Source organism: Curtobacterium sp. AG1037 (assembly GCF_003349855.1).
GTDB lineage: Bacteria > Actinomycetota > Actinomycetes > Actinomycetales > Microbacteriaceae > Curtobacterium > Curtobacterium citreum.
In genome coordinates, this window is sequence record NZ_QQAO01000001.1 from 228,108 (window position 1) to 243,628 (window position 15,521).

Annotated in this window: 11 protein-coding genes; 6 read left to right on the top strand and 5 right to left on the bottom strand. The window is 74.5% G+C overall.

Going from position 1 to position 15,521, the window contains the following annotated elements:
• The first annotated feature begins 65 nt into the window (after nucleotides 1-65).
• Nucleotides 66-782, top strand: coding sequence for a ferritin-like fold-containing protein (locus tag DEU32_RS01085; RefSeq protein WP_229666750.1), 717 nt, complete (start codon nucleotides 66-68; stop codon nucleotides 780-782).
• 43 nt (nucleotides 783-825) lie between these two features.
• Here DEU32_RS01085 and DEU32_RS01090 read toward each other — a convergent pair whose 3' ends face one another.
• Both DEU32_RS01090 and DEU32_RS01095 read right to left on the bottom strand, forming a co-directional pair.
• Nucleotides 826-1,113, bottom strand: a complete 288-nt coding sequence (locus DEU32_RS01090; protein ID WP_114848972.1) for a hypothetical protein — start codon at nucleotides 1,111-1,113, stop codon at nucleotides 826-828.
• A 1-nt stretch (nucleotide 1,114) separates the two neighbouring features.
• Complete coding sequence (locus DEU32_RS01095; protein ID WP_058741489.1) at nucleotides 1,115-1,339, bottom strand: DUF3107 domain-containing protein; 225 nt, start codon at nucleotides 1,337-1,339, stop codon at nucleotides 1,115-1,117.
• A 105-nt stretch (nucleotides 1,340-1,444) separates the two neighbouring features.
• Between DEU32_RS01095 and DEU32_RS01100 the strand changes: the two genes are divergently transcribed.
• Together DEU32_RS01100 and DEU32_RS01105 are read left to right on the top strand one after the other, a co-directional pair.
• Nucleotides 1,445-4,600, top strand: coding sequence for a UrvD/REP family ATP-dependent DNA helicase (locus DEU32_RS01100; protein ID WP_181819155.1), 3,156 nt, complete (start codon nucleotides 1,445-1,447; stop codon nucleotides 4,598-4,600).
• On the top strand, nucleotides 4,597-7,860 hold the full coding sequence (locus DEU32_RS01105; RefSeq protein ID WP_114848974.1) for an ATP-dependent DNA helicase: 3,264 nt from the start codon (nucleotides 4,597-4,599) through the stop codon (nucleotides 7,858-7,860). Before DEU32_RS01100 ends, DEU32_RS01105 begins: the two co-directional genes overlap by 4 nt.
• Nucleotides 7,861-7,961: 101 nt before the next feature.
• On the opposite strand, the gene DEU32_RS01110 is transcribed toward DEU32_RS01105, so the two are convergent.
• Nucleotides 7,962-8,960 carry a phosphotransferase gene (locus tag DEU32_RS01110; protein ID WP_114848975.1) on the bottom strand — a complete coding sequence of 333 codons (999 nt, stop codon included), beginning with the start codon at nucleotides 8,958-8,960 and terminating at the stop codon, nucleotides 7,962-7,964.
• 120 nt (nucleotides 8,961-9,080) lie between these two features.
• Between DEU32_RS01110 and nudC the strand changes: the two genes are divergently transcribed.
• Complete coding sequence (gene nudC, locus DEU32_RS01115; protein WP_114848976.1) at nucleotides 9,081-10,016, top strand: NAD(+) diphosphatase; 936 nt, start codon at nucleotides 9,081-9,083, stop codon at nucleotides 10,014-10,016.
• Nucleotides 10,017-10,064: 48 nt separating this feature from the next.
• Nucleotides 10,065-11,816: an ATP-dependent helicase gene (locus tag DEU32_RS01120; RefSeq protein ID WP_114848977.1), complete on the top strand. Its 1,752-nt coding sequence runs from the start codon at nucleotides 10,065-10,067 to the stop codon at nucleotides 11,814-11,816.
• On the opposite strand, the gene DEU32_RS01125 is transcribed toward DEU32_RS01120, so the two are convergent.
• Together DEU32_RS01125 and DEU32_RS01130 are read right to left on the bottom strand one after the other, a co-directional pair.
• Nucleotides 11,701-12,564: a TOMM precursor leader peptide-binding protein gene (locus tag DEU32_RS01125; RefSeq protein ID WP_114848978.1), complete on the bottom strand. Its 864-nt coding sequence runs from the start codon at nucleotides 12,562-12,564 to the stop codon at nucleotides 11,701-11,703. The genes DEU32_RS01120 and DEU32_RS01125 overlap by 116 nt on opposite strands.
• A 66-nt stretch (nucleotides 12,565-12,630) precedes the next feature.
• Nucleotides 12,631-14,025, bottom strand: coding sequence for a zinc-dependent metalloprotease (locus DEU32_RS01130; protein WP_114848979.1), 1,395 nt, complete (start codon nucleotides 14,023-14,025; stop codon nucleotides 12,631-12,633).
• Nucleotides 14,026-14,171: 146 nt separating this feature from the next.
• On the opposite strand from DEU32_RS01130, the gene DEU32_RS01135 reads away from it, so the two are divergent.
• Nucleotides 14,172-15,281, top strand: a complete 1,110-nt coding sequence (locus DEU32_RS01135) for a PDZ domain-containing protein (RefSeq protein WP_114848980.1) — start codon at nucleotides 14,172-14,174, stop codon at nucleotides 15,279-15,281.
• Nucleotides 15,282-15,521: the final 240 nt, after the last annotated feature.

The following is a 15,521-nucleotide window of genomic DNA, read 5'->3' on the forward strand; positions in this document are numbered from 1 at the left end:
CGAGGTCGGCCCGCCCCGGTCCACGGGCGTCCGGAGCAGGCCGGGCCGGCCCGTATGCTGTGTCCGTGGTGTCGTGGTGGAACCGGAAGCGCGCTGCGCAGCTCGCCGCCGCGTGGCTCGCGTCGCGCAACCCGCGCGGCGCCTCGCCAGTCGAGCGGCTGCAGCTCGACGACGTCAGCCCCGAGCTCGACGTCTTCCTCGGGCAGGCCGCGTACCTGCAGCTCTCGCTGTACGAGACGATGGGCCGTGCCGGTGCCGCTGCGCCGACGATGTCCGGTCGCCTGGTGACCGGCGTGCTCGCCACGGCCGCCCTGGACCGGCACCGTACCCTCGTCGCCGAGATCGAGCGGTCCGGCGGTGACCCGGCTGCCCTGATGGAGCCGCACCGCGCCGCGATCGACCGCTTCCTGCTCCGCACGAGCGGCGCGGACTGGTACGAGTCGATGCTCACCGGGTACGTGACCGCGGGCATCCTCAACGACCTGTTCAGCAGCCTGCTCCGCTCCCTGCCCCTGGACGTGCGGCAGCGCCTGCGCTCCGTGTACGACGGGCGTGAGGAGCGCGCGGTCGTCGACGAGCTCGCGGCGCACATCGAGCAGGACCCGCGCGTCGGCTCGCGGCTCGCGATGTGGGGGCGTCGTCTGGTCGGCGACACGCTGCTCGTGGCTCGGTCGGCACTCGCGTCGCACGCCCGGCAGGACCAGGCCCGGCTCGAGCCGGTGTGGACCGAGCTCATCGCGGCGCACACACGTCGGATGGACGCGCTCGGGCTGACGGCCTAGTCGTCGGCCACCGCCGGCCTGGTCGGCCGCTGCGTCGGCGCATTCAGGCCTTGGCGTGCTCGAAGTACGTGTCGTCGGCTGCGGAGCGGCGCCGGCCGAGCACCCACTCGGCCACGACGGCCACGAGCAGCGCACCGACGAGCGCGACGACCCAGATCCAGGTGCCGTCGTAGCGCCAGCCGGCCCAGGTCAGGGCTTCCCAGACGACCGCGGCCACGACGCCGCCGACGACCGGGCCGAGCAGCACGCCGCGCGTCGACCGCCACGGCACCACGACGTGCGCGACGGCCCCGAGGATGAGGCCGCCGAGCACGGCGAAGAGCAGCTCCACGTCAGGCGACGAAGCCGATGCGGCGCGACTCCTCGGCGCCGACCTCGACGTAGGCCAGCGAGGCGACCGGCACGATGAAGCGACGGCCCTTCTCGTCCTTCAGCGACAGGTGGGTCGACTGCGACTCCAGGGCCTGTGCGACGGCCTGCTCGATCTCCTCGGCGGTCTGGGCGGTCTCGAACGCGATCTCGCGCGGGCTGTTGATGATGCCGATCTTGATGTCCACGTGCTCAGCGTACCCATGCGTCCCCCGGCCGGATCGACCGTTCGCCGCGGGCGCACGCGTTGGCGCGGGACCGTGGCTGTCGGCCGTGCTCGGTAGCGTGTGGCCGTGCCCCGGACCCTGCTGACGACCACGCCCGACGACACCGACGTCGTCCGGCCGCTCGGGGCGGACCCGGCGCAGGACGCCGTCCTCGCGCTGCCGGACGGGGCCCACGCCGCGGTCCTCGGTGCGCCGGGGACCGGGAAGACCACGACGCTCGCCCGACTCGTCGCCCGGCGCATGAACCGGTCGGACGCGGTCTCGTCGGACGGCCACGCCACGGTCGTCGCACTGACGTCGGCGCGCACCGCCGCCACGGCCCTGCGGGACCGACTGGCCGCCACGGTCGACCGGGTGGTCCCCGGTGCCCTCGCGCGCACGGTGAACTCGCTCGCCTTCCAGGTCGTCGCGCACGCGGCCGCCGCCCAGGGTCAGGACGCGCCGACGCTCCTGACCGGTGGCGAGCAGGACCGGATCATCGGTGACCTGCTCGCCGGGCACGACGCTGACGGCACCGGGCCCGCGTGGCCGGAGCCGATCACCGCGGTCGTCCGCGAGCGCGCCGGGTTCCGGACGGCGCTCCGGGACGTCATGATGCGTGCGGTGGCGGCCGGCATCGAGCCCGAGGACATGCGGGAGCTCGGGGACGAGGCAGGACGACCCGAGTGGCGTGCGGTCGGGGACTTCGTCGACGAGTACCGCGCGGCGCTCACCGCGTTCCGCTCGACCTCGCTCGACGCGGCGGAGCTCGTCGCGTACGCCACCGCCGCGGTGCTCCGCGGGCAGGCCCCACCGAGCGTCGCGGCACTGCGGCTCGTGGTGGTGGACGACACCCAGGAGCTGGTCGAGGGCGAGGTCGCACTGCTCGGCGCGCTCGCCCGGTCCGGCACGCAGGTCGTCGCGTTCGGCGACCCGGACATCGCGTCCTCGGCGTTCCGCGGAGCCGAACCGGACGTGCTCGGTCGGCTCGCGGTGCGCCTCGGCGTGCCGCGGGTCGAGGAGATCGTCCTCGGGACCGTGCACCGGCACCCGGCTCCGATCCGCGAGCTCGTCGGCGCCGTGACGGGCCGCATCGGCGCCGCGGCGGCCGGTCGCCAGCGGACGGCCGCCGCGTCGACCACCGACGCCCGCTCCGACGCGGTGCTGCACCTCGAGGCGGGCAGCCGGTCGGCGCTCGTCGTCGCCGTGGCCCGACGCCTCCGTGAACACCGCCTGCTCGACGGGGTGCCGTGGCACCGGATGGCCGTCGTCACCCGCAGCGGTGCGGCGATCCCCGAGCTCGTCCGTGCGCTCTCCGTCGCCGAGGTCCCCGCCACCGCCGGTGCCGCTCCGGTCCGACCCCGCGACGACTCCGCCGCACGTGCGCTCCTCGACGCTGCCGCGGTGTCGCTCGACGTCCTGCCGCTCGACGCCGACCTGGCCACCGCGTTCGCCACGGGACCGCTCGGCGGACTCGACACCCTCGCGATGCGCCGACTCCGACTCGCCCTGCGCCGCGAGGAACTCGCCGGTGGCGGGACCCGGACGGCGGACGAGCTCCTCGTCGAGGCGCTCGGGGCGCCGGAACGGCTCGCGACCGTCGACGCCGGGTTCGCCCGTCGCGCCACCCGTCTGGCCCGCAGCCTGGTGCAGGCGCGTGCCGACGCGGACGGCGGGGCGAGCATCGAGGAGATCCTCTGGGGACTGTGGGAGCGCAGCGGGCTGGCCGGGGTCTGGGGAGGACAGTCGGCGGCGGGCGGTGTCGGTGCGGCCGAGGCCGACCGGCACCTGGATGCCGTGGTCGGGCTCTTCACCGCCGCGAAACGCTTCGTCGAGCGGACGCCGGACGCTCCGGCACGCGTCTTCGTCGACGACCTGCTCGGGGCGGACCTGCCCGAGGACTCGATCGGACCCGACCGGACCGCTGGGCGGGTCCGCGTGCTGACCCCGTCCGCGACGATCGGGCTCGAGTGCGACGTCGTGGTGGTCCTCGGGCTGCAGGACGGCGTCTGGCCGAACACCCGCGTCCGGGGCAGCCTGCTCGACCCGGACGGGCTCGTGCGCGCCGCGAACGGGATCGCGCACGGTCCCGTCGACGACCGTGCCGCCGTGGTCGCCGACGAGCTGCGGCTCTTCGCCCGTGCGGTGTCCCGCGCCACCACCCAGGTCGTCGTCGGCACGGTCGCGAACGACGACGAGGCGCCGTCGCCCTTCGTCCGGCTCGTCCCGGTGCCGCCCGACCGCCAGCCCGCCGCGCACCCGCTCTCGCTCCGCGGGCTCGCCGGGTCGCTGCGGCGCCGGGTCGTGACGACCGGCGATCCCGAAGCGGCGTCGGCCCTCGCCCGGCTCGCCGAGGCCGAGGTGCCGGGCGCCTCGCCGGACGACTGGTACGGACTCGCCGAGCCCACGACCGACGACCCCCTCGTCGACCTCGACGCCCCGCCGGCACCCCTGCACGAGGGCGGCGAGCCGGTCGCACCGGCGGTCTCCGTGTCGCCGTCGCGGATCGGCACGTTCGAGGAGTGCCCGGTGCACTGGTTCGTGCAGACCTTCGGCGGTGGCGCTCCGAGTCCGGCGATGGGCATCGGCACGATCGTGCACGAGACGATGGAGCACGCGACCGACGTCGACGTCGAGTCCCTGTGGGCACGGGTCGAGGCGCGGTGGGGCGAGCTGACCTTCGAGTCGCCGTGGGTCGCCGACCGCGAGCGGGCCCGGACCCGTCGGATGATCGAGGGCCTCAGCGACTACCTCCGGACCTTCGCCGGGGCGGGGCGTCGACTGCTCGGCGCGGAGACGTCCTTCGCGCTCGAGACCGGCCCGGCGCGGCTGCGGGGGAGCATCGACCGGATCGAGGTCGACCCGGACGGGCGCGTCAGCGTCGTGGACCTGAAGACCGGCCGCTCGATGCCGAGCGAGAAGAACGACATGCCCGCGCACCCGCAGCTCGGCGCGTACCAGCTCGCGGTCGAGGACGGTGCGGTCGAGGGTGTCCCGGCCGGGTCCTCGATGGCCGATGCACGGCTCGTGTTCGTGCAGAACCCGCGGAGCGGCTCGGCCTACTCGGAGCGCACGCAGCACGCGTTCGACGACGAGGCGCGTGCGGCGTACCGGGAGCGGCTGCACGAGGTCGCCCGGGGCATGGCCGGCCGGACGTTCCTGGCGCGCGTCGACGACCACTGCGCCAAGGCCCGGACCGGGGTCGAGTGCCGGATCCACGTGGTGGGGGAGGTCACCTGGTGACGACGGACACGAGCGGGACGACGGACACGAGCGGCGCTGGGGCGCGTCCCACCGTCGACGCGCCCCTGACGCCCCAGCGCGACGCGGACGCCGTCGCCGACGCCCTCGGACGCCCCCGTCCGACCGCCCAGCAGCGCGCCGTCATCGAGTCCCCGCTCGCACCGGCGCTCGTCGTGGCCGGTGCCGGCAGCGGCAAGACCGAGACGATGGCGTCGCGCGTCGTGTGGCTCCTCGCGAACGGGTACGTCCGACCGGGCGAGATCCTCGGACTGACCTTCACCCGCAAGGCCGCCGGCGAGCTCTCGGTCCGGATCAACGACCGGATCCGTGCGCTCGAGGACATCGGACTGCTGGACGCCGGCGACGCGTTCGAGGCGCCGACCGTGTCGACCTACAACGCCTTCGCCAACGCGGTGTTCCGCGAGAACGCCCTGCTCGTGGGGCGGGACGGCGAGTCACAGGTGCTCACGGAGCCGTCCGCCTGGCAGCTCGCGCGCCGGGTCGTCGTGGCCGCCCGGGACGACCGGCTGGCCGGGCTCGACCGCGACGTCGACACCGTCACGGCCGCCGTCGTCGCCCTCGCCGGTGCCGTGTCCGAGCACCTGGTCGACCCGGACCGGCTCCGTCGCTTCGCCGTCGACTTCGGCGCCCTGCTCGAGCTGCCGGGCAACAACCGCGGCAACCCGTACAAGGCGGTCACCGACGCGGTGCGCGCCGTCGGGGCCCTCGAGCCGCTCGTCGAGCTCGTCGAGGAGTTCCGGCGGCAGAAGGTCGACCGCGGCTTCGTCGAGTTCTCCGACCAGATCGCGCTCGCCCTCGCGGCCGCCGAGTCCGCCCCCCGCGTGGTCGAGGACCTGCGCACCCGGTTCCGCGTCGTCCTGCTCGACGAGTACCAGGACACCTCGGTGGTGCAGACGCGCTTCCTCGCCCGGCTGTTCCGCGGGCACCCGGTGATGGCGGTCGGCGACCCCCACCAGTCGATCTACGGCTTCCGCGGTGCGAGCGCGGCGAACCTCGCGCGCTTCCCGCGGGACTTCGGCGACGGTGACACCGTCCCCGTCACCTTCGCGCTGTCGACGAGCTGGCGGAACCCGGTGGACGTGCTGGCCGGGGCGAACGCCGTCGTCGGGCCGCTGTCCGACGCGTCGGAGGTCGCGGTCGAGCGCCTCGCCCCGCGACCCGGTGCGGACGCCGGCACCGTCGACGTGGCCTTCCCGGAGACCCTGCCGGAGGAAGCCGACGCCGTCGCCCGGTGGTTCGCCGCGCGCCGCGCGGCCGACCCCGCCGCCTCGATGGCGCTCCTCCTGCGCTCACGGAAGGACCTGGCCGCGTTCACCGGCGCCCTGGCCGACCACCGCGTCCCGTTCCACGTGCTCGGCACCGGCGGACTCCTCCAGCGGCCGGAGATCGTCGACCTGGTCGCCTGCCTGCGGGTGCTGCACGACCCGGCCGCAGGGAACGACCTCATCCGCCTGCTCGCCGGCGCCCGGTGGCGTGTCGGTGCCGCGGACGTCAAGGAGCTGCACGGTCTCGCGCGCTGGCTGTTCAGCCGCGACCACACCCACCAGCGACTCGACGACGACGTGACGGCGGCCTTCCGGGCGTCGGTCGCGGTGGGCGAGCACGGGTCGATCGTCGACGCCCTGGACTTCGTCGCCACCGCCCCGGACGAGCACGGCGCGCTCGCCGCGATCAGTCCGGCGGGCCGGGCCCGGATGCGCGCGCTCGGGCAGCAGCTCGCCGCACTGCGCGCCCGGGCCGCCGGCGACCTGGTCGACTTCGTCACGCTCGTCGTGCAGGAGATGCAGCTCGACGTCGAGGTCGCGGCGCACGAGCAGGGGAGCGGCGCGTTCCTGGACGCCTTCGTCGACGAGCTCGCCGGCTTCGTGACGACCGACGACCGCGCCGACCTCGGGGCGTTCCTCGGGTGGATCGACGCGGCCGCGCGGCGCGACGACATGGGGCCGCGGTCCGAGGAGCCCGAGGCCGGCACGGTCCAGATCCTGACGATCCACGGCTCGAAGGGTCTGGAGTGGGACGCCGTGGCCGTGCCCCGGCTCGTCGAGGGCGCGCTGCCGGCCCGGCCGCAGGAGGGTTCGTCCGGCTGGCTCGGCTTCGGACGCCTGCCGTACGAGTTCCGCGGCGATGCCGAGGAACTCCCGCGGCTCGACTGGCGGGGACGCGCGTCCCAGAAGGAGGTCGTCGACGCGATCGACGCCTACCGCGAGCAGGTCGCCGCACGCAACGAGGACGAGGAACGCCGGCTCACATACGTCGCTCTCACGCGGGCGCGGCACGACCTGCTCGTGTCCGGCTCGTTCTGGGCCGGTGGCGTCCGGCCGACGGAGCCGAGCCGGTACCTGCGCGACCTGGTCGACGCCGGGGTCGTCGGTGCCGACGCGGTCCCGGACGGCACCGTGCACGCGGAGGACCCGCTCGGCACCGACGGCGCTGTCCAGTCCTGGCCGCACGCCCCGTTCGGTTCCCGGGGGACGCGGGTCGTCGCGGCGGCCGAACGGGTCCGGAACGCCAACCCGGGAGCGGCCGGCCGCTTCGCCGCGGACATCGACCTGCTGCTGGCCGAACGCCAGGCCCAGCGGTCCGCCCGGCACGCGGTCGCGATCCCGCACCGCGTGCCGGCCTCGGGCTTCAAGGACTACCTCGCGCAGCCGGAGCGCGTCGCGGAGCGGCTGCGACGGCCGATGCCCGAGCGGCCGTACCGGGCGACCCGCCTGGGGACGCTCTTCCACCAGTGGGTGGAGCAGCGCGTGGCCCGTGGCGGATCGCTCGAGACGCTCGACGCCTGGGACGGCGAGCTCGACCTCGATCCCGACGAGCTCGGTGCGGCCGACGCGGACGCGGCGGTGACCGACGACGACGCCCGCCGACTCGCCGCGTTCCAGGAGACGTTCTCCCGGTCCCGCTGGGCGGACCGCGTGCCCGTCGAGGTCGAGCGCGAGATCCACATCCCGTTCCTCGGGCACAGCGTCGTCTGCAAGCTCGACGCGGTCTACGAGATCGACGGGCGCGCCGAGGTCGTCGACTGGAAGACGGGGAAGGCGCCGTCCGGCGCCGAGGACCTCGCGGCACGGCAGCTGCAGCTCGCGCTGTACCGCGTCGCCTACGCCGAGTTCACCGGGCGGCCGGTCGACGAGGTCGATGCCGTCTTCTACTTCGTCGCGGACGACCTCGAGGTGCGGCCGACCGACCTGCTGGACCGGGACGGGCTCGAGCGCGCCTGGCGCGCGGCACTCGGCTGATCCGGGCGCGACCGGATGACGGACTGGAGGATCGTGGCGGCGCCGCCACGCGCCTCCAGTCCGTCAGTCCGTCAGCCCGCAGTCCGCAGCCGGTCGGGCCGTCAGCCGTGTCGGCGTTCGGTGGAGGAGAGCAGCTGCTCGACCTCGCCGATCTCCATCGTGTCCGGCGAGACCGACTGGAGCGGTGCCGCGCTCGGCGTCTGCACCGCGTCGACCAGGCGGTGCATCATCGCGACGGCGTCGTCGACGACCTCGGTGCTCTTGGCCTGGACCCCGTGCAGCAGCCACTGCGCGGTCTCGAGCTCGTGGTACACCCGAGCGCGCTGTGCGAGCTGGCGGTCCCGCCCGCCACCCGCTGCCTGGTAGGCGGCGAGCACGGTGTCGAACGTGTCCGCCCGACCGGCGAGCACCCACGCGAGGTCCTTCGCCGGGTCGCCCAGCCGGAGCTCGCCCCAGTCGAGCATGCCCGTGACGGTGTCGCCGTCGACGAGCAGGACACCGGTGCCGAGGGCGCCGTGCACCACGGTCGGCGTGAACTGCCACAGCTGCTGGTCGCGGGCCGCGCCCTCCCAACGCTCCTTGAGCGCCGCCGGGACGAGCTTGGTCGCGACCGCGCGGTCCATCACGGAGACGGCCGAGCGCAGGACCTCGAACGGGGTGAGCGACGGAAGACCCGCGTCGGTGACGAAGCTCGTGGGCAGCAGGTGCACCGCGGCGACGGCGCGACCGACCGACGCGGCGAGCTCCGGGCGTTCGCCGAGGTCACGGAGCGCGGGGTGGGTCCCGGGCACGTACGACGTGACGATCGCGCGGGTCGAGCCGATCGGAGCCTGGCCGCGGTACTCGGCGACGGCGAAGGGCAGTCGCGTCCGGATGCCGGCGCTGAGCGCGCGGATCGCGACGAGGTCGGCGGACTGACGCGCTTCGGCCCGCTGGTTGCGCGGACGCCGGATCGCGGACAGGGTGCCGTCCGCCTCGCGCAGCACGGCGGACTCGAAGTCACCGGACGCGGCGGAACCGAGCGGACGTGTGCCCGTCACGAGCAGGCCGGACACGGCCGTCGTCGCCAACGCGGCTAGAGTGAACTGGGATCCCGCCATGCCCCTCAGGGTAGGTCCGCGGTCGACGTGCGAGCGTGCGCCACGCTGGCCTGTGGAACCCCGGGGACGCTCCACAGGCTCCCGCCGAGAAGACCACGCCGACCCGAGGAGCCCTCCGCCGTGACCGTCGAGTTCGCCGCCAGACTGCCGCTGTCCCGCAACGAACTCGACCGCGATGCGGAGTTCCGGACCACGCCCGACCTCGACCGCGTCCTGCGCGACGACCCGGCGACCCGCTGGCTGCCCGTGCACCGGGGCGAGCTCCTGCGCGAGACCGACGGTGCGCTGCGGTTCGTGCGGGCCGAGGCGGTGCCCGAGGACGCGGTGACGCTGTACCTGGGGCGGGCCGTCGTGGACGCTCCCGACGCTCCCGCGGGCACACGCTTCGTCGCCGTGCTCGTCGACGACCGGACCGCGACCGCGATCGAGCCGGACGACGACGCCTGGGTCAGCCTGCGCATGTTCGGCACCGAGCTGTCCGCCCGCGACCAGGGTCTCGCGGTCGAGGCGGTGGCGATGGCGAACTGGCACGCGGTGCACGGGTTCTCGCCGCGCACCGGCTCCGTGACCGAGGTCGTCACGGGGGGCTGGGTCCGCCGCGACCCCGAGGGGCACGAGCACTTCCCGCGCACCGACGCCGCGATCATCGTCGGGGTCACGGACGCCGACGACCGGATCCTGCTCGGCTCGAACGCCGCGTGGGACGCCGACCGCTACTCGCTGCTCGCCGGGTTCGTGGAGCCGGGGGAGTCGCTCGAGGACGCCGTCCGCCGCGAGGTCTGGGAGGAGTCCGGTGTCCGGGTCGAGGAGCCCGAGTACCTCGGTTCGCAGCCCTGGCCGTTCCCGGCTTCCCTGATGGTCGGGTTCCGTGCCCGGGCCGTGGACGGTGACCCGTCGACCGCGCGTCCCGACGGTGTCGAGATCCTGGACGTGCGGTGGTTCTCGCGCGACGATGTCCGCGAGCGCGCCGGGGACACCCTGCTGCTGCCGGGGCGGACGTCGATCGCCCGCGCCATCATCGAGGAGTGGTACGGCGAGCCGCTCGACCTGCCGTGAGCGGGTCCCGTCGGTGCGGGGCGGCTCTTCCGTGAGCGGGGCTCCGTCGTGAGCGCCGACCCGCGCGTCGCCGTGGACGGGGTCCGACCGCCGTCACCGGACGAGCTCCTCGCCGCCCTCGACACCGAGCAGCGGACCGTCGCCCGGACGCTCCTCGGCCCGGTCGCCGTCCTCGCGGGTGCCGGCACCGGGAAGACCCGCGCCATCACCCACCGGATCGCCTACGGCGTCGCCACCGGGACGTACTCGCCGAGCCACGTCCTCGCGCTGACCTTCACCACGCGTGCCGCCGGCGAGCTGCGGTCGCGGCTCCGGGCCCTCGGCGCCGGGGCGGTGCAGGCGCGGACGTTCCACGCCGCCGCGATGGCGCAGCTCAGCTACTTCTGGCCGGACACCATCGGCGGGCACGCCCCCCGGATCGTCGAGTCCAAGGGGCGGGTGATCGCGCACGCCGCCGACACCGTCGGCCTGCACGTGGACACCCCGGTGCTCCGCGACCTGGCCGCCGAGGTCGAGTGGCGCAAGGTCCAGATGCTGTCCTACGACGAGTACGAGGCCGCCGCCGCGGACCGTGTGATGCCCCGTGACACGACTCCGCGCCGGGTCGTCGACCTGATGCGCGCCTACGAGCAGCTCAAGGACGACCGCCGCCAGCTGGACTTCGAGGACGTCCTGCTCGCGACGCTCGGCATGGTCGAGTCCGAGCCGCGGGTGGCGTCGTACGTGCGGCAGCAGTACCGGTTCTTCGTCGTCGACGAGTACCAGGACGTCTCGCCCGTGCAGCATGACCTGCTCCGGGCGTGGCTCGGCGGTCGGGACGACGTCTGCGTGGTCGGTGACGCCAGCCAGACGATCTACTCGTTCGCGGGCGCGTCGAGCCGCTACCTGCTCGGCTTCGGCTCCGAGTTCCCACGGGGCTCGATCGTGCGCCTCGAGCGGAACTACCGCTCCACGCCCGAGGTCGTGCAGGCGGCCAACACCCTGATGCGCGGGCAACCGGGTGCCCTGGACCTCGTCGCGCAGACCACCGAGTCCGGACCGGCACCGGGGGTGCTCGCGTGCGTGCACGACGGCGACGAGGCGCAGACCGTGGCCCGCCGCATCGCCGAGACGGTCGCCGCCGGCGCGTCCTTCGGGGACTGCGCCGTGCTCTACCGCGTCGGGGCGCAGGCCGCCGCACTCGAGTCGGCGCTCGGCCGCGCCGGCATCCCGTACCGCGTGCAGGGCGGCACACGGTTCTTCGACCGGCCTGAGGTCAAGCTCGCCGTGCACCACATGCGCGGCGAGGCCGTCCGCCGGACCGACGACGAGCTGACCCGTCGCGTGGGGCTCGTCCTGCAGCTGAGCGGATGGACGCCGACCGCACCGGAGGGCTCCGGAGCCGTGCGCGACCAGTGGGAGGCGCTGCAGGCGATCATGACCCTGGCCGAGGAAGCGCCGGCCGGCACGACCATGCAGCAGTTCACCCAGGACCTGGTCGACCGTGCCGCGACCCACCACGAGCCCGAGCTCGACGCCGTCACCCTGGCGACCCTGCACTCGTCGAAGGGCTTGGAGTGGCCCCACGTCGTCGTGGTCGGCGCCGCCGAGGGGCTGCTGCCGATCTCGCACGCCACGACCGACGACGAGGTCGAGGAAGAACGTCGGCTGTTCTACGTCGGTCTGACCCGTGCGCGCCGGTCCGTCACGGTGACGTGGTCCCGGCAGGGCTCCACGCGTGCCGGAGCCCGGGCGCCGAGTCGGTTCCTGGCAGCGCTCGACACGCGCAGCGAGGGTGCGGCGCCACCGGCTGCACGCTGACCGACAGGTCGTCCCGGTCGAACACCACCTGGTCCGCCCGGGGGTGCTGCGTCGTCGACGGTAGGCGCTGCACGAGCATCCGCGTCGCCGCCGCGGCCACCGCCGCCGTGCGCCAGGGGGAGAGCGGCGCTGCCGGACGCCCCCAGACCTGTGCGGCCACGGCTGCCCAGGCCGGGTCGGCGTCGACGCGGGCGTACTCGACGCACTGCAGACACGGCCCGGTGCCGGGCACCACGAACGGCCCGAGCCGGACCCGTCCGTCGCCGACCACGAGCGCGAGGTGCGGCGTGCCCCGTCGGGTCCACGCCGCGCGGAGTGCCGGGTCGACGACGTGGTCGGCCACGACCAGGGCCAGCCGGGGCTCCGGCTCGGGGAAGGACACCGGCCCGCCGAGCGGCGCCGTGGTCCGGACGACGGTCACGCCCTCGCCGAGGAGCATCTCCGCGACGGTGTCGGCGAGCGGACCGGCGCCGTGCACCTCGACCCGGGCGAGGGGCTCCGGGAGCACGTCGACGACAGCGGGCGAGGCCGTCCCGAGCACCCGCGCCGCGACCTCGGGTCGGCAGCCGACCGTCCGGGCGAGCGCGGCCAGGGCGTCACGCGCGGTCTCGCGGCGCAGCGCGCTCAGGAACCGTTCCTCGGCCGTGGTCGGCACGGGGACCACGGCGCGCGGCGGGTCGACCCCGAGCTGGACGGTCGCCGGGTCACGCCAGACGAACTCGAGGGTCGGGTCGATGCGGATGCCCATGCCCCGACGATGACGGACCCGCCACCCCGGTGGGGGCGACGGGTCCGATCTGTGGAGAAGTCGGGGTCAGCGGGACGGGGTGTCCCCGTCGGACGTCGGGGGCTCGTCGACCCCGCCCTGCTCGTCCTCGTGCGGGCGGTCGCCCGTCGAGTCCGCCAGCAGGTCGGCGAGGGCCTTGTCGAACGCGTCGTCCTCGGCCGAGCGACCCGGGTTCCGGAGCCGGAGCACGAACGCCTCCGGGTCGTCCACGTCCTCGGAGGTCGGGACGGCGTCGAAGTGCGCCCAGAGCGCGTCGCGGTCCTCGGCGCCGAGTTCCTCGGTCACGCGCTGCCACAGCGCCGCGGCCTCGCGCAGTCGGCGGGGCCGGAGCTCCAGGCCGACGAGCGTGGCGAACGCGGACTCCGCCGGGCCACCCGAAGCACGACGGCGGCGGACCATCTCGGCGATCGCGCCGGCGCGCGGCAGCCGGAAGGTCGCGGCCGCGGTGACGGTGTCGACCCAGCCCTCGACGAGCGCGAGCATGGTCTCGAGCCGGGCGAGCGCCGCCTCCTGCTCGGGAGTGCGCGGCGGGATGAGGGCGCCGGACGCGAGCGCGTCGCGGAGCTGCTCCTGGTTCGTGGGGTCGATCTCGGACGCGAGTTCCTCGACGCGGTCGAACGGGATGTGGATGCCCCGCGCGTAGTCGGTGATCGACGTGATGATGTGCAGCCGGAGCCAGCGGGCCGACCGGAACAGCCGCGCGTGGGCGAGCTCCCGCACCGCGAGGTAGATCCGGACCTCCTCCTCGGGGACGTCCAGGCCCTCGGCGAACTCGGCCACGTTCTGCGGCAGGAGCGCGGCGACCTGCTCGTCGAGGAGCGGCACGCCGACGTCGCCACCGGACACGACCTCCTTCGAGAGCTGCCCGACGACCTGCCCGAGCTGGATCGCGAACAGGGCCCCGCCCACGCCGCGCATGGCCTTCGAGACGTCCCCGAGCATCGCCTTGAGCTGCTCGGGTGCGCGCTGCTCGATGGCCTCGGTCAGGGCGTTCGCAATGCTCAGCGCGACCGGCTCGGCGATCTGCGCCCACACCGGGGTCGTCGCGGTCGCCCACTGCTCGCGCGTGAACGTGCTCGGCGTCGCGGTGAGCTCGGGGACCGAGGTCGCCTCGTCCAGCCACAGGGCCGCGACCTGGAACGCCTGGTCCGTCGCCTGCGCGGTGGCGGGGTCGACGGGGTGCTGGCCGTCGCGGGCGATGGCGGTCGCCCGCTCCGCCGCGACCGTGAAGTCGATGCCGTCGCCGCCGGACTGCGCCGCGCGCTGCAGCTGGCCCATCAGGTTCGCGACGAACGCCGGGTCGTTCGGCAGCCCCGCGGCGCCCGCGAGCTGCGACGGGTCGATCTGTCCCTCTCCGGAGAGCAGCTTGCGCAGCATCTCCTGGAAGTCGTCGTCCGGCCCCGGCTGCGGTTGATCAGGCATGCCGACTACGCTAACCGCTGCTCACGGGCCCGCGCCTGGGATGCTCCCGTGGGGACGCCCGGACCGCTGCGCCCACGGCGAACAGCCCGCCAGACGACGGGCACACGGCCCGTCAGCAGGCGGCCGCACCCTGTGGAAGGACGTCCGTGACCCTCTTCGCCCCCGCTCCCCGCCGTCGCTCGCGCGCCCGGACCGTCGGGTGGGCGTTCGTCATCGGGGCCGTGGTGCTCGGGCTCCTCGCGAGCTTCCTGCCGAGCCCGTACCTCATCGAGGTGCCCGGCCCGGTGTACAACACCATCGGCACCCAGCGGCAGGGGAGCGGCAAGGACGCGAAGGACGTCGAGCTCATCCAGATCGACGGCGCGGAGACGTACCCGACATCCGGTGCGCTCGACATGCTCACCGTCGGCATCCAGGGCGACGCCACGAACCGTCCGTCCTGGACGAGCGTCGTCCGCGCACTGTTCTCGCGGTCCGAGGCGGTCATCCCGGCCAGCGCGATCTACCCGGAGGGCACGACCACCCAGCAGGTGAACGAGCAGGACGCCGCGGACATGCAGTCTTCGCAGCAGTCGGCGGTCGCCGCGGCGCTCATCCACCAGGGCGAGGAGCTGCCCACGCGGCTCGAGGTCGGCTCCGTGCAGCCCGGGTCCGCTGCGGACGGCACCATCCGGAAGGGCGACGTCATCACGGCGTTCGACGGCGAGCAGCTCACCACGAACGTCGACGCCGGCACGCTGCGCGCCGCCGTGGCGAAGCACGGCACGTCGTCGCCCGCCACCGTGACGATCGAGCGGGACGGCGCGAGCCGCCAGGTCGAGGTCACCCCGCGCGACGAGCAGGGCACGGCGCTCCTCGGCGTCGGCGTGACCGAGCGCTACGACTTCCCGTTCCAGGTGAAGATCGCGCTGCAGGACGTCGGCGGGCCCTCGGCCGGCATGATGTTCGCGCTCGGGATCATCGACGAGCTCACCCCCGGCAAGCTCAACGGCGGGAAGCACGTCGCCGGCACCGGCACGATCACCGCGGACGGCGAGGTCGGCGCGATCGGCGGCATCCGCCAGAAGCTCTACGGCGCGAAGGACGCGGGGGCGACGGTCTTCCTCGCACCCGCCGACAACTGCGACGAGGTCGTCGGTCACGTCCCGGCCGGGCTCGACGTCTACATGGTCGCGACGCTCGACCAGGCCGTCACGGACCTGCAGACCATCGCCTCCGGGAAGAGCACCGACGGCCTCGCACGCTGCGGTTCCTGACGGCACGGTCCCGACCTGGCCGCGCACGCCGCGACGTGCGCGCACGTCGCGATCCGTGCCTCCAGGCCGTCTGCCGGGAGGCACGGACCACCTTCCTGAGTTCCCGTACAGTTTCACTGTCGGTGGCGACCAATAGGATCGACGCACTGACGGCCCGCCGCGCCGGGCCCGCCGGTCCGACACGTCAGGAGCACATCAAGTGACGACAACCTCGTCCACCTCGGGACCCTCTTCCTCCGG

What these genes read in the sequence shown, in the direction of transcription:
- DEU32_RS01110 (WP_114848975.1), bottom strand. Translation starts at nt 8,960, where the DNA reads ATGGCGGGATCCCAGTTCACTCTAGCCGCGTTGGCGACGACGGCCGTG.
- DEU32_RS01125 (WP_114848978.1), bottom strand. Translation starts at nt 12,564, where the DNA reads ATGGGCATCCGCATCGACCCGACCCTCGAGTTCGTCTGGCGTGACCCG.
- DEU32_RS01130 (WP_114848979.1), bottom strand. Translation starts at nt 14,025, where the DNA reads ATGCCTGATCAACCGCAGCCGGGGCCGGACGACGACTTCCAGGAGATG.